Origin of the sequence: Synechococcus sp. MIT S9451 (assembly GCF_047304725.1) — a bacterium.
Classification (GTDB): domain Bacteria; phylum Cyanobacteriota; class Cyanobacteriia; order PCC-6307; family Cyanobiaceae; genus Synechococcus_C.
This window is the reverse complement of the sequence record NZ_CP138971.1, coordinates 1,887,957-1,904,699: the sequence shown is the minus strand read 5'-3', so window position 1 is coordinate 1,904,699 and position 16,743 is coordinate 1,887,957. Positions and strand designations below refer to the sequence as shown.

The following is a 16,743-nucleotide window of genomic DNA, read 5'->3' as shown; positions in this document are numbered from 1 at the left end:
TCATTGCCATCTGCATTGCACCAGGGAGAGGCCATGGAAGTGATCGGTCTTGTTATTGCTCTGGTCGGCCTTCTCGGTGCAAAGGAGGTGTTTTTCAGCATTCTGCTCCTCATCCTCAGCGGCCTGATTTGGAATCAATCCAGGCGTCTGACCACTCTCCAGAGGCGTCTTGAGGCCTTAGAGACGCCGTTGAAGCAGGCTGAAAAGCCCCCAGCCTCACCTCTGGCATCGAAAGAAGGGGTGGAGGCGACGACCATCCTCTCGGCATCCATCCAACCGCCGCCAACGACTCGCGCCCATGCCCCGAGCCAGGTCAGCCAGCCAGCCGCTGCACTGACAACGCAGGCCTCGCGACCAGCAGCCAAGCCAAGGCCATCGGCTAGCCAACCATTACCAAGCAACACAACCTCTGATCGAGGCGTCGAGAGCCGCAAGCGCTGGCAAAGCATTGAGAGAAATCTGCTCAAGAATTGGACAGGGCTGATCGGCGTTCTGGCCATCGTTTCCGGTGTCTCCTTCGTGGGCATCAGCAGCCTGTTGGTGCTGCAACCGTTTCAACGGTTTCTATTGCTGGAACTGGTCTGCGTGGTGATGGCCGCACCCTCGTTTGTCATCCAACGTGGTCAACGATTCCATCCCCTCGCCGTGTGGCTGCGGAGCGGTGCCGGTGGTCTGCAGCTGTTTGCAGCTGCAGCATCAAGCAGCTGGCCAGCACTGGGACTGGCCTGGAACGAATCAATCCTGGTGGCGATCAGCCTGATGGGTGCGGCGATCGGCGCCAATCTGCTGCTTGCGGCAATCACAGCCTCGCCCTGGATGGCCGCGTCGCATGTGGTCATCGCCATGGTGCCGAGCATCGTGGCCGCACCCTCCATCACAACCATGGGTCTCGTGGCTGTGATTAGTGCATTCGGCATCTGGAGTCGTGCAGGGCGTCATGGTCCAAGCCGTGTATTGATCGCCGTGAGCTTCATCGCCGGGGAACTATGGCTACAGCGCCAGGTCACTCCCTCCCTGGCTGGTGGCATCGCCCTGTTGCTGGCGGGTGTCGAACTGCCGGTGTTGCATCTTGCCCCCCCCGACCACCTCAAGCGTCATCCAGCTTGGCGAGCTGCAAGTGTGCTGATCACCTGGCTGGGACTGGCGCTCCTCCTCGGCCAAGCACCGATTCCTGGTCTTTTGCCCGGAGTAGGGATGGTGCTCAGTGCCTTCGGCGCCGTGGCCTTGGTCGTGCTCTGCGGCAGGAGGGAGGAGGTGGATCTCATGCGCCTGAACTGGTGCGCTGCACTGGTGCTGGCGATCTCAGGTCTTGGTCAGATCTTGGCTCCGCTCAACACCGATCTGTTCCTGATCTGCCTGATCACCATCGTCTGCACTGGCTTTGTCTGGGATGCCTGTCGACGAGGGGATCGGATCTTGATCCGAAACGGAGGCTATGGCCTGCTGCTGCTCAGCAGCGCACTGGCGTTGCTACTGCCTCTGGAAGCTGATCGTGCGACCGTTGCAGATCTTCCTCTGATCCTGCTACTTGGTCTCTGGCAACAAAGGCTGGTGCACCGGCTCAGTCAAGGCAACACGTCGCTCTGGTTGAAGCGAATTCTGGCGGTTGTGGCCGTCGTCATTCCAGCAGTGAGCATCACCCTTCTGCTCCCAACCCAGGTTGGCATCTGGGTGCTGACAGCATTTCTGCTGGCGTCACTCCGCCTTTCCGGACAGGCACAACCGCTTCGCGCCCTGCGCGTGAGCGTGGTGAGCGTGGCCGTACTGAGCTGGATCTACTCAGCCAATGTGCTCCTCTCCGAATCCTGGACGACGAATGCTCTGGGAACGACCGCACTGCCTCTACTGATTTTGAGCAGTGGGATGGCCATAGGAGGCCAACGCCTGCAAGGCAGGCTGATTGGCACGCGCAGCATCGGACTGGTGCTCAGCAGCCTCAGCCTGGTGCTCACAGTGGTGGTGATGCGCGAAGCACTGGGATGGCCTGCCACCGGTCTTGCCTCGCTGTGGTGGCTGCTGCTGGCTGTGAGCTGTCTCGGCGCAGCAAAGACTCTGGCCAGCCGAGGCTTTCGCGGTGAAGTCGGAGTGTTTCTGGGTCTGAGCTGGGCCGCTCTGATCTGCTTCGTCTTGTCCCGCTTGGCAGGGCAGCCGTTCAATCCATGGCTACCGGTCGCGATTGACAGCAGCTTTATTGGTGCACTGATCCTCATCCGCCAATGCGGACACCGCATCGGCCTGGATGCATGGCGACTGTGGAGAAGTCTCCGGCAGAGCGCTGGCGATTTGGCCGTACTGGGCACCGTTGTGCTGGTCAGCATCCGCCTGGACGCTGCTGCCCAGGTGTGTGTGCTGGCATTGCTGACCCTCGCCGCCTGGCGCTGCCCGCCTTCACAACACTGGCCCCGCCAGAAAGCGCACGGGGTTGTTCTATTCCTTTCCGCGCTGATCCCCCTGGCGGGCCTGCAACCTGCACTCTCAGTGATGACAGTCGGCGGACCCTGCCTGATGGTGCTCGCCGCGGCCACTGTCTCAACAACAGGTTGGACCTCCAGCCAAGGGAAGGCCACAAGCCTGGAGGTCACCCCCTGGTGCTTCCGCTGGATCGACGCACTGGCCGGCCTCGCCGCCAACCATCCCCAGAGACTGATCGCCGCTCCACTCAGCATCGCGATTGTGGTGATGCTGGCTCAGATGCAAACGAGCCTGAACTGGCTCACCTTGCTCTGGTCTGTCGAAGCATTGATCCTGTACGGACTCAGTCTGCTGTTCCGAGATCGGCCCTTAAGGCTGACGGCGCTTGTGATGTTGGGTCTTTGCCTGGTGCGCTTGGTGGGATGGGATATGCGTCGAGCCGACATGACACTGCGCGGCATCGTGTTCACCGGGGTGGGCGTGGTGCTCGTGACGATGAACATTGTGAGCACCAGGTTTGAGCGCTGAACAGAAGACCTGGCCCATAGGATCGACGGCATTCAAAGGCGACTAATTGAACGTGTCCGGAACGAGTGGCGCTCCGCGGGAACTGAAAGCGGGAGGCGGTCTGAGCGGACAGGTACGCGTGCCTGGTGACAAATCGATCTCCCACCGAGCCCTGCTGTTCGGCGCCATCGCCGAGGGCACGACCACCATCGAGGGTCTGTTGCCGGCGGAGGATCCGATCAGCACAGCAGCCTGTCTGCGTGCCATGGGTGCAGAGATCAGCCCGATCGCAAACGGACAAGTGATCACCGTGCAAGGCGTGGGCCTTGATGGCCTGCAGGAGCCTGATTCGGTGCTCGACTGTGGCAACTCCGGAACCACGATGCGACTGATGCTGGGGCTGCTGGCGGGACGTGACGGACGCCATTTCGTGCTCAGCGGTGATGATTCCCTGCGCAGACGCCCGATGCAGCGGGTTGGGCAACCGCTGGCGCTGATGGGAGCAGAGGTGCGAGGCCGCGATGGTGGCAACCTGGCGCCCCTGGCGGTGCAGGGGCGCAAACTTCGCGGCGCCGTGGTGGGCACACCCGTGGCCAGTGCCCAGGTGAAGTCAGCCTTGCTGTTGGCAGCGTTGACAGCCGATGGACCAACCACCGTGATCGAGCCAGCCCACTCCCGTGACCACAGCGAAAGGATGTTGAAGGCCTTTGGTGCCAACCTCGAGGTGGGTGGCGAAATGGGTCGCCACATCAGCGTCAGACCCGGTGCGACCCTGAGCGGTCAGCAGGTGGTCGTCCCCGGAGATATCAGCTCGGCGGCGTTCTGGTTGGTGGCAGGAGCGCTCGTACCCGGCGCTGACCTCACGGTTGAAAATGTGGGACTGAATCCCACCCGAACCGGCATCCTTGAAGTGCTGGCACAGATGGGAGCCTGCATCGATGTGCTCAACCGCCGCGATGTTGCAGGCGAACCGGTGGGCGACCTCCGGGTGAGTCATGGTCCGCTCAAACCGTTCAGCTTTGGGGAAGAGATCATGCCCCGCCTGGTGGATGAAGTACCGATCCTCAGCGTTGCAGCCTGTTTCTGCGATGGCGAGAGTCGAATCAGCGGCGCCGCTGAACTGCGCGTGAAAGAAACGGACCGGCTGGCGGTGATGGCACGTCAGCTCAAACTGATGGGAGCCGATATCGAAGAGCACGACGACGGTCTGACCATCCGGGGCGGCAAGAGCCTGCATGGAGCAGAGCTGGACAGCGAGACCGACCACCGCGTGGCGATGAGTCTGGCCATCGCCGCGATGATGGCCGAGGGTGATTCCAGCTTGGACCGCAGTGAAGCCGCCGCCGTCAGCTACCCCACCTTTTGGGATGAACTTGAGCGGTTACGTCGCTGACCCCGGTGAAAGGCAGCATCCGCTTGGAGAGCTGACCAGCCTCTGCACAGGGGATGGAAGCCTCAGCCTTCACAGCAGCTGCTTTGACGAAGCCTTCCACAGCTCAGCTGGAGCGCTCGCCGAAGCGAAAGCAAAATTTGTGGCCCCGGCACAGATCACGAGATTTCGATCGGGCACACCCCTGCGGGTGCTGGATGTGTGTGTCGGCCTCGGATACAACAGCGCGGCCCTGATGGCAGCACTCCCCCTACAGGGCGCACCCGATCTGCAGTGGTGGGGACTCGAGCTGGATCCAAGGCCCCTGACCCTGGCCTTGCAGCACCAAGGGTTCTCAACGCTTTGGCCAGCCCACGTGCTCGAGCGTTTACAGGCTTTGCGGGATCACGGGCACTGGACTGATGCCAGTGGCGGTGGCGGTGGCGGTGGCCGCATGCTCTGGGGTGATGCAAGAACGCAGCTGAAGCAACTGCCAAAGGGGTGGGCCGTGGATCTGATTTTGATGGATGCGTTCTCTCCAGGTCGCTGTCCGGAACTCTGGAGCGAAGAGTTTCTGGCAGCACTAGCGGCACAACTGGCGCCGGGAGGGCGATTGCTCACCTATTCCAGGGCCGCCGCTGTGCGCGCCAGCCTGCGCCGAGCCGGACTGGAGCTCCGCTCGCTTCTACCGGCACCAGGGCAACGCCAGGAATGGAGCTCCGGCACCTTGGCGGAACGTCACGCAGCGTCCAGTCCTCTGGCCAACCATGGGCCAGGTTGGCAACCGCTGAGCCTGATGGAGGAAGAACACCTAAGCACTCGTGCTGCGATTGCTTATCGCGATCCCACCGGCCAAGACACCGCCCTGATGATCCATCAACGACGCCAGGCTGAACAGCAGGCGTGCCCTTGGGAAAGCACCAGCAGCTGGCAGAGACGCTGGGCGCCCTTCACTCGACCGCAAGCGGGGACTTAGATCCAATTCACAGCCTGGAGGTCAAGCCATGGTCGAGCAGACATTCAGGCTCAACACCACGGCTTTCATGATGCATCTGTGGCTCGCTGATGCACCCACAGCAAAGAACAATCAAGGCCTTTGATCAAAACCTTGGCCTGCGTCACATCGACCCAGCCTCCAGCGTGTGGGTTGTCATTTTGGTGATGTTGTGGCGAAACAAGCTGGATTCTCTCTGCCGTAGATAGAGAACAGCTCGAGAAGAAAGCTCATGGTGGTCGCGCTCGTGGCGATCCTGCTGTTGACAAGTTTGGGCTGGTGGCTGAGCCATGCCACAGCCTGGGGGCGCCAACTCGGCATGACCATGGTCGTGCTCTTGTTGGGTCTCGTGGTGACCAATGTCACGGGCTGGCAACCGGATCAGAAGGCGGCCAGCTGGATCAATGGTCCGCTCACATCGTTGGCCATTGCCCAATTGTTGCTGGCAGTTGATCTGCGGCGGCTATGGCCTGATGCGCGTCGCCTCCTCACACCCTTTCTTGTCTCCGTTGTGCTCACCGTGCTGGCGGTGTTGCTCGGGGCTCTGGTGCTAGGGCCACTACTTGGAGAACAGCGCAGTGTGCTGGCGGGGGTGTTCACGGCCACCTTCACCGGCGGCAGCCTTAATTTCGTCTCCGTGGCGAGGACGTTGCAACCGCCAGACTCGCTGCTGCTGGTAGCCACGGCGGCTGATCACGTCGTGTTTGCGATCTGGTTTGCGATCAGCTTGTGGATCGGTCAACGCTGGAGCCGCGCAGAAGCGGCCGGCTCGATTGAGCCCAACAGTGACAAGCCACAACCTGCCGGCGCAGTTGGCCTGGCCCTGCTGTGGGGGCTGGCTGTCTTGCTGGCGGCCCAAGCTGTGAGTGTGGTGCTCGCAGCAGTGCCCTCAATTCTGGTGCTCACCACCCTGGCGCTTCTCGCGGCGCAGTTGCCAGGAGGGAGCAGCCGCCGCGGATGCTACGAGCAGGGATTACTACTCATCCAACCGTTCTTCACCGTGGTCGGATTGAGTTCCCCCGTGGCAGGGCTACTTGGAGAGGGGCTGCCTGTCTTGGTCTATGCCGCCTGGATCGTGACCTTGCAAGCAGTGGCTTTATTGCTGCTGCGCCGATGGCGGCGTTGGCCCCTCGGGGAGACCTTGGTGGCCTCCCAAGCGGCGATTGGGGGACCCAGCACAGCTTTGGCTCTAGCCACATCCCTGAAGCGATCGGAGCTGGCTTTACCAGCGGTGGCGATTGGGCTGCTTGGGTATCTGTTTGGCACCTACCTCGGATTGATCGCCAGTGCCGTTGTGTTGTCACCTACAGGCGTTTGAGGCAATCGATCAGCCCCCCTGTGATCGGCTGATCGATCAGAAGAACAGTGAGAAGTCAAGAGTGAGCAGTCGACAGTGCGCCTTGAACTTGAAAGGGTTCATGACCCATCCCAGGCGAAGGCTGGTTCGCAATGGTGCCGTTGCAAGCAACACCACAGCCTTACGACACCCTCAAATCAGTTGATTGACATCGCTGAATGCCCCAGGAAAGCTTGCAATCAAGGGGAATCTCTGGGTTCGCCAGGGCAGCGAGACCCTCAGCAAGTCTCTGCAGTGGCTACAGCAGTGATTTCAGCAATGGTTTCAATATCAGTCCACCTGCCAAGACAAAGCCTTCGGAAGGGGCTTGAACCTGGAAGTCGCCAACTTCAACAGAACCTTTGCTGGCAACCGGTGTGAGTGTGCCCTCTAGCCGGTTGGTGTTTCGCCCAACCTCAAGGCAACCACGACCCATCTTGATAGGAGAAGGCAATAAAAAAGCGGGGAGCTTGATCAGCCCCCCGCTCACTGCTTAAGCAACGCGACGCATCACTCTTCGTCTTCGTCAGCACCGCCGACAGGAACGAGACGAATCTGCTTACGGCCCAGCTTGATTTCAAACTCGTCGCCAACTTGCAGGTCGAGCATGGCCGTGTAGGCCTTGCCGATCAGCAGGTTGCCATTGCCTTGAACGGTTGCTTTGTAAGAGAGCTTGCGGCCACCTTTGCCCACACCAGCAGTGCCACCACCAAGATCAATGCCTTTGGCGTTGAGCAGCGCTTCGTAGAACGCAGTGAAGTTGACTCGCTGACCACCCCCCTTTTTCTCAGAGACGTAACCACAAGCCGTTGCCAAGTCACTCTTGGAGACATCGCCCAGATCTTTCACCTTCGCCAGAAGGTCTGCACCAGTCAGCATGAAATTAAATCCCCAACATTTCTATTAATGCAGCCGCTGTCTGCAGAAGTCAACTAAATCAAAGCAACAGCACAACATTGAGAATAATTCTCAATGCAAACACAGAAGAGAGCTCCGCGGCTTTAGCCCACAAAGGGTTTGAGCAAAGCCTCCCAGCCTTGACTGGCTTCAGCGACGCGAAGGGCAACCCGCGATCCAGGCGCTGGACGCGCACAATTATTATTTCTGCTGCCTGAGCTGCCTGGATCAGCGCAACGTGAGGCTCGCTGCATGTCGACACCCCTAAGCGCCCCGCTCCGATCTGTGGCTGCTGCACTCTCTCGCGAGAGACGCGCCCGATCAAACAAGAGCTTGACTAACTTGTGACCAAGGGGGGCAATGCACCTTGAACAGGCTCAATCCATCCCTGGCAGTGGCCCTCCTGGTGCTGACAAGCTGCAGTTCAGAAGAGATGGACAAGACAAAATATTCAAACTGGAGACACGCCCAAGAAGCCTGTGAGATGTGGGCGAAACAACAAGCGGTAAGGGAATGTCGGCAAGAACAAGCAGACAACCTCTGGCTAGGAACTGACAACCAAGAGGGCCTAAGCAAGACGTTTAGCTACTAGACATCCGCCACCAAGACTTCAGCGACTCAACGTCCAGTGGCGCAGCAAAGGCGCGCAAGTGATCAGGGCAGATCGACGCCATGCACACGATCAAATCACCGCTGTGTGCAGGATCACACCGGGGCAGGACCTGGAACAACAAAGCTTGAGCAAGCCGAGGCGACGGTGAAACCATCAACCACCCAAGCCTGGCCATGACCTTCACACTCTCCGGCTTCGATTCCTGGACCTTCCAGATCGTTTTTTATGGAAGTTTGCTGGTGCTGGAAGCGCTGCGCGACGACCAACGGCTGAGCACTGTGCTCAATCCAATGGACTGCACCCGAACACGGGCTCATGACCTCATTCGCCACCCGAGCTGCAGCCTGATCAGCCGCTGAACCACCGAATCGTTTCTTGAGCGGCAATCCCGGTAGATTCCGGCCACCGATTCCCCTGCCCAGCATGCTCGCCGTCGCCGTTCTGGCCGCCGGAAAAGGCACCCGCATGAAGAGCGCACTGCCGAAAGTGCTCCAACCACTCGCGGGTGCGACGTTGGTGGAGCGGGTCCTGGCCAGTGCTCGCAACCTCAGCCCTGACAGGAAACTGCTCATCGTTGGCCATCAGGCCGAGCGCGTCGAAGAGCAACTGAGCCAACTGGACGGGTTGGAATTCGTGTTGCAGCAACCACAGAATGGAACCGGCCATGCCGTGCAACAGCTGTTGCCGGCTCTTAAGGACTTCAACGGCGAGCTGCTCGTCCTCAATGGAGACGTCCCCCTTCTGCGCGCCGAAACGATCGATCAGTTGGTCAACACCCATCGCACAAGTGGCGCCGATGTGACCCTGCTCACCGCCCGACTGGACGACCCCACTGGCTACGGACGCGTGTTTGCGGATGCCTCTGGGCGCGTCAGTGGAATCATCGAACATCGCGACTGCAGCGAAGAGCAGCAAGCCAACAACCTCACCAATGCAGGGATCTACTGCTTCAACTGGAAAACCCTGGCGGCGATGCTGCCCAAACTGAGCACCGACAACGATCAAGGAGAGCTCTACCTCACCGACACGGTGGCCATGCTCGACACCGCCATGCACGTGGAAGTGGCGGATCCCGATGAGGTGAACGGCATCAACAACCGCAAGCAGTTGGCCCAGTGCGAAGCCGTGCTGCAGGAACGGCTTCGGGAGTATTGGATGAGCGAGGGAGTGACCTTCACCGATCCGAGCAGCTGCAGCCTGAGTGAGCACTGCAGCTTCGGAACCGACGTGGTGATCGAACCGCAAACCCACCTGCGCGGACGCTGCACGATCGGAGCGGGCTGCAGGATCGGGCCGGGATCCCTACTGGAGAACACCACCCTCGGGAACCAAGTCAGCGTGCTGATGTCGGTGGTGCGCGACACGCATGTGGGAGATGACGTGGCCGTCGGCCCCTATGCCCATCTCCGTCCCGGATCGGACATCGGCGACAACTGCCGCATCGGCAATTTCGTTGAAGTGAAGAAGAGCCGCTTGAATTCAGGCAGCAAAGTGAACCATCTCAGCTATATCGGTGATGCCCAACTCGGCAGCGGTGTGAATGTGGGAGCAGGCACCATCACAGCCAACTATGACGGCGTGAATAAACATCAGACCGTCGTTGGCGATGGCAGTAAAACCGGAGCCAATTCTGTACTCGTTGCCCCGGTCACCATCGGGTCCAACGTGACGATCGGTGCCGGCTCCACCATTACCAAAAACGTTCCAGACAATTCTTTGGCGTTAGGCCGAGCCAAGCAATTGATCAAGGAGAACTGGAGCTAAATCATCGCTTCCAGAAAGCAGCCAAGATCAACACCATCAATTATCAGATTGTTTTCACACACGCTTGGATGGCAATGATCCAGGCATGTGTGAGCGTAAGGGCGTCGCAGCCAAGGCCATGACTCCACACAAGCGTTACACGGTGCGCTATCGCGACGCCGACAGCACCCCACTCGAGCGCTGCTATTACGCCAGTGACGCCTATGAAGCCAGAGTCTTGGCGATGGAATCAGTGCGTCATATCCACGACCATCCCCACGCCATCGACCTGATTCGCTGCGAGAGCTACCCGCTTTATCAACGGGCCGCCTGAAGCAGTGTGTCTGCTGACGCACCTGAACCAAGAGCGGAAAGGTCGAGACTTGACGATCCACCACCATTGCCGCAGCGGTCAAGACCAGCCGCTGCCAGGTCGTCTTGCAGGCTGGATGCGCAACTGAGCAATCGCGACCAACTGGGCAATTGAATGGTGAGTGGATCCTTCTGAAATCGCTCGACCCCAGGACGAATCAATTTGGCAAAATCCTGAACAGCAAGCTCTTCATAATGGCGGTTATATGGGAGGTTATTGACCGCAGAATCGAGGGCAAACTGACGAATTCTGTCTTCTCCAACACGACGGAACAACACCTCAAGGGTGGCCACCTGCTCAGCAGGAATGGTGCGGCCTTGATGCTCCATCAGACCACGGAGAACACTGGTGAGAATTTCCGAGCACATGCGCTGCAATCCCTCGTGTGGGGAACTGCCAAGGCTCTTGTGTTTGTGATCAAACAGGCCCAGATCCACCTGGGCAATGCGACTCAGAGCCACATGGCGGTGCACTTCCGAGAGCAGACCAATTTCCAATCCCCAATCACAGGGAATGCGCAGATTGACAGCAAGATCGCGCGTAAAGGCGAATTCGCCAGCGAGCGGATAACGAAACGCCTGCAGATAGCGAAGAAAAGGGCTGTCTCCAAGCAACTGCGACAGTGCGGATAAAAGAGGGCCAACAAACAGGCGCGTGCCACGCCCCTGGAGAGCATGGCTCTCGAGCGAAAGTCGGCTGTAGAAGGCTTTGACGTAAGCCACCCCACTGGAGGGGAACAAAAGCGGCAGCAGCATCCGCCGCGGATAGGCCGGGGTGAAGGTGCGAATGTCGGCGTCAAAGAGGGCCACCACCTCGGCGCTGCGCGTGGCCACACCGAGACCCTGCCACACCGCCCAGCCCTTACCGGGAGTGCCGAGCAAATCGAGGCCTTGGTTGGTGAAGCCCTGCAGCAACTCCATGACCGCCGGGGCATTGGTCCAGTGCACATGCACAGGAAAGGGCATCTGTGAGAAAAACGATTCCGCTTCTTTCACCTCCTCCGCCGTACTCGCCGATAAAGCGATCACGAGTTGATGCAAGCCATCCAGCTCGCGCAGCACCGATCGGATCAAGGCAAGGGCTGGCCGCCTGAATTCCTCCATCAGACAGGGAATCAGGATGGTCGTTGGACGCTGGAGCAGGCCCTGTCGCAGCAGGACGGGGTCCTCCAGAGCAAGGTTGTAGTCGTGAACGGTGGTGATCAGGCCCTGTTGAAAATCCATTCCGTGATCAGTGCGACAACATGACTGGATCGACACCGCGCACCCTGGCGTTTCATCCGTGGGAGCAGAGGCATTGCAGAAAGAGGGGCAGAAGCGGGTGGCTGCACTGCTCGGGCGGTGGCGACCTGCAGAGAATCGGGAGCAAATCGAATTCCTGGCGTCGCAATTGCTGCAATTTGCGCAGACCGGCACAGACAGCAACAGGGACGGCTCACGCTGGGATAGCGCCACCTCGGTGCTGATCACCTACGGCGATGCCGTGCGCAAGGGCGACGAACCGGCGCTGGTGAGCCTGACTCACTTGCTGAACGGCCATCTGGGACTGCTCGCCAAGCTGGTGCATGTGCTCCCATTCCTGCAGTCGAGTAGCGACGGCGGTTTTGCCGTCGCCAGCCATGAGCGCATGGCCGACCATCTCGGCGACTGGGACGATCTGCAAGCCCTGGCCCAAGGGCGAACGCTGATGGCCGACCTTGTTCTCAACCATGTGTCAGCAGCGCATCCATGGGTCCAGCAATTCCGGCAACGGCGGGAACCAGGGTTGAGCTGCGTGTTGGCACCTGATCCCCAAGCCGGCTGGGAGCAGGTCGTCCGTCCCCGCAGTTCTGCTCTATTCACACCCCTGCAAACCGAGGACGGCATGCGGCCGGTGTGGACCACATTTGGCCCCGACCAAGTGGATGTGGATTGGAGCAGCGAGGTGGTGCTGCTGGGGTTCACGGCACTACTGGCCAAAATGGTGGCCCATGGAGTGGGTTGGCTGCGGTTAGACGCGGTTGGCTACGTGTGGAAGGAAGCGGGCAGCAGCTGCATTCACCACCCCCAAGCCCACCTGCTGGTGAAGCTGCTGCGTGCCCTGCTGGACACCATGCACCCAGAGGGTGTGGTGGTGACCGAAACGAATGTGCCCGAAAAGGAGAATCTCTCCTACCTCACCCCCGGCGATGAAGCGCATCTCGCCTACAACTTCCCCCTACCACCACTTCTGCTCGACGCCATCCTGCGCGAGCGCAGCGATCTCCTCAACGTCTGGCTCAATCGCTGGCCGTGCTTGCCCCCGCAAACGACACTGCTGAACTTCAGCGCCAGCCATGACGGCATTGGCCTGCGGCCGCTGGAGGGGTTGATGGATCAGGAACGGCTGGAGCGGATGCTGGAACAGTGCGAACGGCGGGGCGGCCTGATCAGTCACCGCAGGCTCAGTGATGGGCACGAGCAACCCTATGAAGTGAACATCAGCTGGTGGGCCGCCATGGCCGATGCCGGGCGAGATCCAACGCGGCACCAACGCGAACGCTTCCTGCTCAGTCAACTGCTGGTGATGGCCCTACCAGGGGTGCCGGCCTTTTATCTGCCCACCCTGCTGGCTTCAGGCAACGACGAGGCCAGCTTCCGCAAAAGCGGCCATCGCCGCGACCTCAATCGTGAACGCTTCAACGCCGAGGCTTTGGAACGGCGATTGAACGATCCCGATAGTGATGCCAACCACAACCTCAACGCCTTGAAACGCTGTATGACGGTTCGGTCGAGGCTGCGGGCCTTTCACCCGGAAGCAGCACTGCAATGCCTCAGTGGTGCTTCCCCCGATCGCGTCATCATCCGTCGTGGCGCAGGCGATGAGACCCTTTGGGCGGTGCACAATCTCAGCCGCAACCGCATTGACATCAACCTCCGCACCCTCGCCAATCACGAGCAATGGTGCGATCGTCTCCAGGATTCGGCCGCAGTGCCGACCCGCCTCACCATCGCCCCCTTCTCTGTGCACTGGCTCCAACCATGCTGAACAAGGCTGTTGTGAATGAAGTTGTGAATGAAGGGCAGGTCTGGGTGGTGACAGATCTCGACGGCACCCTGCTCGATCACCACTATTGCTGGGACGCCGCTAAACCGACCCTTGCCTGGCTGAAGCAAGTGGGCATCGTCGTGATCCCCTGCACCAGTAAAACCGCGGAAGAGGTGGAGCGCTTTCGAATTGACGCGAACTTGGATGGCCCCTTCATCGTCGAAAACGGAGGAGCCATCCATGGAGGAATCGGCGCTGAAGCTTGGGAGCAGGGCCTGGGACGGCCACATGCAGAACTGCGCCACAAGCTCCATGCCCTTTCCCATCAGGTGGGCCACCCCTTAGCGGCTCTGGAGGATCTGAGCTCAGACCAGGTGACTGAGCTCACAGGACTGCGCGGTGAGGCGGTGCTACTGGCTCAACGGCGTCGCTGGAGTGTTCCCTTTCTCAACCCCCCAGCACCACTGCGGGAGACGGTCGAACAGGAAGCGATCCAACTCGGACTCACCGTGGTGCAAGGCAACCGGATGAGTCATCTGCTCCAGGCCGGAACCAGCAAGGGAGCGGCGCTGGCAGCACTGAAACAGCGACTCAACCAAGCCGACGTGCATGTGCTCGCCCTGGGCGACTCCCCCAATGATCTGCCCTTGCTCGAAGCGGGCGACCACAGTGTGGTGGTGCCTGGTGAACACGGGCCCCATCCTCGACTCCAGTCTTGGGTGAACGAGGGTCGATTCGTGCTTGCACCGGCAGCCCATGCCGCCGGCTGGGCCCACAGTGTGCTCGCTCACATCAAAGCGCGAGTGACTCCAGAGCTGGCAGCAACCGCTCCAGAGCCACCCCGCGACTGGCCTTGAGCAACAAGCAATCGCCTGAGCGAAGCCAAGTACCGAGTGGCACGGCGGCCTGTTCAGGCGCCTCCACAATGGCGAAGTTCTCCATCCCAGCAGCAGCCTCAACCATCGCTGCAGCCTCCGCACCGCTGGCCACCGCCACGAGTCCATCCAATCCAAGCAAGCGAGCACGCTCCACCACGGCACGGTGAAGGGGCACACTCTCACTGCCGAGTTCAAGCATGGTGCCGAGCACGGCAAAACGCCGACCGGGTTGCTCAGCAAGCAAATCGAGAGCGGCGAGCACGGCCTCGGGAGAGGCGTTGTAGGTCTCATCCAACACCGTCAAGCCACCAAGGCTGAGACGACGGTTGCGCCCACCGGGCACCTCAACAACCAGGTCGGCAAGCTTGGCGGCATCGACTCCAAGAGCATCGGCGACTGCACGGGCAAGCAACCAGTTACGGGCGTTATGGCGACCCGCCAGAGGCATCCGATATCGATGCCGATCCAGGGTGAGAAACTGGCTGGTTTCATCCAGAACAGCCAGGTCGTCAACGCCGGTGGCAGATGTTTCTCCTGCCAGGCCAACACGATGCACGCGTCCGCTCCAAACAGCTGCCAGTGCAGCCTCGAGTAGAGGGTCTCCTGCAGGAATGACCACCAAGCCATCCGGCTTGAGCGATGCAGTGATCTCGCATTTAGCGGCTGCAATCGCCTCACGACTACCAAGCCGACCAATGTGCGCCGTGCCGATGTTGGTAATCACGGCAATGTCAGGTTCGGCGCAGCGGGACAGCCGCTCGATTTCACCAGGGCCACGCATGCCCATCTCAACCACAACTGCCGCGTGGCCAGGATCGGTGCCTAACAAGGTGAGCGGCACGCCAATGTCGTTGTTGTTGTTGCTTGCACTGGCCTGGACTGAGCCGAGCGGGACCAAGGCAGCACGAATGAGTTCGCGGGTTGTGGTTTTTCCCGCTGAACCGGTGACTGCCACGACAGCAGCCCTGAGCTGACGTCGATGCAAGGTGGCGAGTTGCTGGTAGGCAATCGTTGTGTCATCGACACGCCAGTGCAACAGACCTGCAGGCACGGGATAGGAGGCATCGGCCGCCACCAGCGCCGCCTGGGCACCGAGCTCAGCCGCATTGGCCAAAAAAGCATGCCCATCAAACTGCTCCCCCACCAAGGGAACGAACAGTGCACCGGCTTCCAAGCGCCGGCTGTCGGTACAGACAGGCCCCAACGCTTGGGCGAGCACAGCGGCCAAACCTTCCGGGGTCACCCCCACTGGATGCCCCCAGAGCGGCACCAACTGGCCAAGGTTCAACACAACAACAGAGCTGCGGCACTGCCCCGATCATGCCGTTGCCCCTGCACAGCGGATGGGGAGGTTGCCACCAAGGCGACTGGCAATCGGATGGCTGCGCACCATCCACACCAAGCCCCGACGAGGCAACCCAGCCATGCATGCGGTTGGACTGATCGCGCCGCCAAAACGGCCTAGGTTCGGCACAGCTTTTTCAGCAACGCTCTCGACCATGCCTCTGCATCGCCCCTTGGTTTGGATCAGCTGCATCGCGCTTCCCTTGCTGACGGCAGGTGCGGCCCAAGCCCAGAAGGAAATCCCCAAGGCCCCCGGCCATGACCAGTGCCCTCTCGGCTATGTGAACACTCTGGGCACGACCTGCGTGTCACCGATCTATTACGAAGTGACGCCCACCCATGGCGAAGCCTGTCCTTCAGGCTGGATGAACATCGGTGCTGGCTACTGCAAGAAGAAGACCCTCGGCATCTTCTGATCCTGCGTTGAGGTGGCGAAAGAGAGTGAGCCACTCAGGTCTTCAACCAGACGGAGGCGGCCCGAATGGCTGGTTGACCACCATCCCCTGGCCGACTCGGGCGTTGCGGCCAAGCTGAACGCCCTGGGTGGAGACGAGCGTCAATTCGGCATAGCCCTCTGATCCGAGCCGTTCCCACCACAGGTCAGCCAGCTGCTGACGGCGTTGCTGGGATAGATCGAGCCAAGCATCACTGATGGTGAGGGCCACCGCATTCCGTGCAGGCAGGGGGAGGGCCGCCGTTAACAGGGCCGCTTGATCCTCTGCCGGGGTGAGCGGATCGGTGGACTCCAGTAGCAACGTGAGCAGAGGATCCTGTGCCGCAACGGCCGTCTCCTCCTGGAGGCTGTCGACCGGAGCACGCGTTGCTGAAGGGGGATCACGCTGATCAGGAGTTCCATCCGCACTGAGACGGGGCTGGGGTTCTTGCCGTGGGGCCTCCGTTGGCAAAGGCGAGGGCGCGGGCGAAGGCGCGGGCTCTAGCGGCTGGGCAAACTCAGGCTGTGCCTCCCCCACCGGCGGCGAGGGCAGCCAGCGACCAAGGGCCACCGCAGCCCCACTGATCACCGCCAGAGCAAGAGCGAGCAGTAACGGCCAAAACAACGGCGCCAGATCTTGCGGCCAGATCTCCGGCCGGTAGAGATCACCCTCACGGTTGCGGCGCCACACCTCCTGGCAGCGAAGCCGCAGATCAGCGATCACCGAGCGCAGGTCCTCACCCAGGGCGGTCCATGGATTGGTGTAAGGAACCGGCAGGGAGGAGTTCTCCCGATTCGGCGCGGGCGCCTGATCAGGCATTCAGCAGCAAGGGTCAGA

Annotated in this window: 14 protein-coding genes; 10 read left to right on the top strand and 4 right to left on the bottom strand. The window is 60.6% G+C overall.

All coding sequences use genetic code 11. The features are described from left to right. Positions 1 to 3 precede the first annotated feature (3 nt). The 4 genes from SIB72_RS09935 (at position 4) to SIB72_RS09920 (ending at position 6,600) form a co-directional block, all read left to right on the top strand. Entirely contained in the window at positions 4 to 2,940 is a 2,937-nt protein-coding gene (locus tag SIB72_RS09935) for a hypothetical protein (protein ID WP_413743781.1), read from the top strand. Positions 2,941 to 2,992: 52 nt separating this feature from the next. Next, a complete protein-coding gene (gene aroA / locus SIB72_RS09930; RefSeq protein ID WP_413745097.1) occupies positions 2,993 to 4,312 on the top strand; it encodes a 3-phosphoshikimate 1-carboxyvinyltransferase in 1,320 nt (439 codons plus the stop codon). Further along, complete coding sequence (locus tag SIB72_RS09925; protein ID WP_413743780.1) at positions 4,293 to 5,264, top strand: MnmC family methyltransferase; 972 nt, start codon at positions 4,293 to 4,295, stop codon at positions 5,262 to 5,264. The genes aroA and SIB72_RS09925 overlap by 20 nt, the downstream gene beginning before the upstream one ends. Positions 5,265 to 5,514: 250 nt before the next feature. After that, positions 5,515 to 6,600 (top strand): DUF819 family protein, encoded by a 1,086-nt coding sequence (locus tag SIB72_RS09920; protein ID WP_413743779.1) that lies wholly within the window; start codon positions 5,515 to 5,517, stop codon positions 6,598 to 6,600. Positions 6,601 to 7,128: 528 nt separating this feature from the next. Here the strand turns inward: SIB72_RS09920 and SIB72_RS09915 are convergent. After that, positions 7,129 to 7,497, bottom strand: a complete 369-nt coding sequence (locus SIB72_RS09915) for an AbrB family transcriptional regulator (RefSeq protein WP_115018000.1) — start codon at positions 7,495 to 7,497, stop codon at positions 7,129 to 7,131. Between the two features lie 804 nt (positions 7,498 to 8,301). Between SIB72_RS09915 and SIB72_RS09910 the strand changes: the two genes are divergently transcribed. The 3 genes from SIB72_RS09910 (at position 8,302) to SIB72_RS09900 (ending at position 10,205) form a co-directional block, all read left to right on the top strand. Then, positions 8,302 to 8,487, top strand: coding sequence for a hypothetical protein (locus SIB72_RS09910; RefSeq protein WP_413743778.1), 186 nt, complete (start codon positions 8,302 to 8,304; stop codon positions 8,485 to 8,487). Between the two features lie 64 nt (positions 8,488 to 8,551). Then, positions 8,552 to 9,892 carry a bifunctional UDP-N-acetylglucosamine diphosphorylase/glucosamine-1-phosphate N-acetyltransferase GlmU gene (gene glmU / locus SIB72_RS09905; RefSeq protein WP_413743777.1) on the top strand — a complete coding sequence of 447 codons (1,341 nt, stop codon included), beginning with the start codon at positions 8,552 to 8,554 and terminating at the stop codon, positions 9,890 to 9,892. A gap of 118 nt (positions 9,893 to 10,010) precedes the next feature. Continuing rightward, the gene (locus tag SIB72_RS09900) at positions 10,011 to 10,205 is read left to right on the top strand and encodes a hypothetical protein (protein ID WP_115018247.1); all 195 of its coding nucleotides are present in this window, start codon (positions 10,011 to 10,013) and stop codon (positions 10,203 to 10,205) included. On the opposite strand, the gene SIB72_RS09895 is transcribed toward SIB72_RS09900, so the two are convergent. Further along, complete coding sequence (locus tag SIB72_RS09895; RefSeq protein WP_413743776.1) at positions 10,190 to 11,467, bottom strand: glycosyl transferase; 1,278 nt, start codon at positions 11,465 to 11,467, stop codon at positions 10,190 to 10,192. The two genes, SIB72_RS09900 and SIB72_RS09895, sit on opposite strands and share 16 nt — an antisense overlap. 73 nt (positions 11,468 to 11,540) lie before the next feature. On the opposite strand from SIB72_RS09895, the gene SIB72_RS09890 reads away from it, so the two are divergent. Both SIB72_RS09890 and SIB72_RS09885 read left to right on the top strand, forming a co-directional pair. Then, positions 11,541 to 13,250, top strand: a complete 1,710-nt coding sequence (locus SIB72_RS09890; protein ID WP_413745096.1) for an alpha-amylase family glycosyl hydrolase — start codon at positions 11,541 to 11,543, stop codon at positions 13,248 to 13,250. Then, positions 13,244 to 14,107, top strand: coding sequence for an HAD-IIB family hydrolase (locus SIB72_RS09885; protein ID WP_413743775.1), 864 nt, complete (start codon positions 13,244 to 13,246; stop codon positions 14,105 to 14,107). The genes SIB72_RS09890 and SIB72_RS09885 overlap by 7 nt, the downstream gene beginning before the upstream one ends. On the opposite strand, the gene SIB72_RS09880 is transcribed toward SIB72_RS09885, so the two are convergent. Continuing rightward, positions 14,043 to 15,419 carry a UDP-N-acetylmuramoyl-tripeptide--D-alanyl-D-alanine ligase gene (locus tag SIB72_RS09880; protein ID WP_413743774.1) on the bottom strand — a complete coding sequence of 459 codons (1,377 nt, stop codon included), beginning with the start codon at positions 15,417 to 15,419 and terminating at the stop codon, positions 14,043 to 14,045. The two genes, SIB72_RS09885 and SIB72_RS09880, sit on opposite strands and share 65 nt — an antisense overlap. A 208-nt stretch (positions 15,420 to 15,627) precedes the next feature. On the opposite strand from SIB72_RS09880, the gene SIB72_RS09875 reads away from it, so the two are divergent. Continuing rightward, a complete protein-coding gene (locus tag SIB72_RS09875; RefSeq protein ID WP_115018242.1) occupies positions 15,628 to 15,888 on the top strand; it encodes a hypothetical protein in 261 nt (86 codons plus the stop codon). A 42-nt stretch (positions 15,889 to 15,930) separates the two neighbouring features. Here the strand turns inward: SIB72_RS09875 and SIB72_RS09870 are convergent, their stop codons facing one another. Beyond that, entirely contained in the window at positions 15,931 to 16,725 is a 795-nt protein-coding gene (locus tag SIB72_RS09870) for a hypothetical protein (protein ID WP_413743773.1), read from the bottom strand. Positions 16,726 to 16,743 lie beyond the last annotated feature (18 nt).

What these genes read in the sequence shown, in the direction of transcription:
- SIB72_RS09920 (WP_413743779.1), top strand. Translation starts at nt 5,515, where the DNA reads ATGGTGGTCGCGCTCGTGGCGATCCTGCTGTTGACAAGTTTGGGCTGG.
- SIB72_RS09895 (WP_413743776.1), bottom strand. Translation starts at nt 11,467, where the DNA reads ATGGATTTTCAACAGGGCCTGATCACCACCGTTCACGACTACAACCTT.
- glmU (WP_413743777.1), top strand. Translation starts at nt 8,552, where the DNA reads ATGCTCGCCGTCGCCGTTCTGGCCGCCGGAAAAGGCACCCGCATGAAG.
- SIB72_RS09915 (WP_115018000.1), bottom strand. Translation starts at nt 7,497, where the DNA reads ATGCTGACTGGTGCAGACCTTCTGGCGAAGGTGAAAGATCTGGGCGAT.
- SIB72_RS09875 (WP_115018242.1), top strand. Translation starts at nt 15,628, where the DNA reads ATGCCTCTGCATCGCCCCTTGGTTTGGATCAGCTGCATCGCGCTTCCC.
- SIB72_RS09900 (WP_115018247.1), top strand. Translation starts at nt 10,011, where the DNA reads ATGACTCCACACAAGCGTTACACGGTGCGCTATCGCGACGCCGACAGC.
- SIB72_RS09885 (WP_413743775.1), top strand. Translation starts at nt 13,244, where the DNA reads ATGCTGAACAAGGCTGTTGTGAATGAAGTTGTGAATGAAGGGCAGGTC.
- SIB72_RS09910 (WP_413743778.1), top strand. Translation starts at nt 8,302, where the DNA reads ATGACCTTCACACTCTCCGGCTTCGATTCCTGGACCTTCCAGATCGTT.
- SIB72_RS09870 (WP_413743773.1), bottom strand. Translation starts at nt 16,725, where the DNA reads ATGCCTGATCAGGCGCCCGCGCCGAATCGGGAGAACTCCTCCCTGCCG.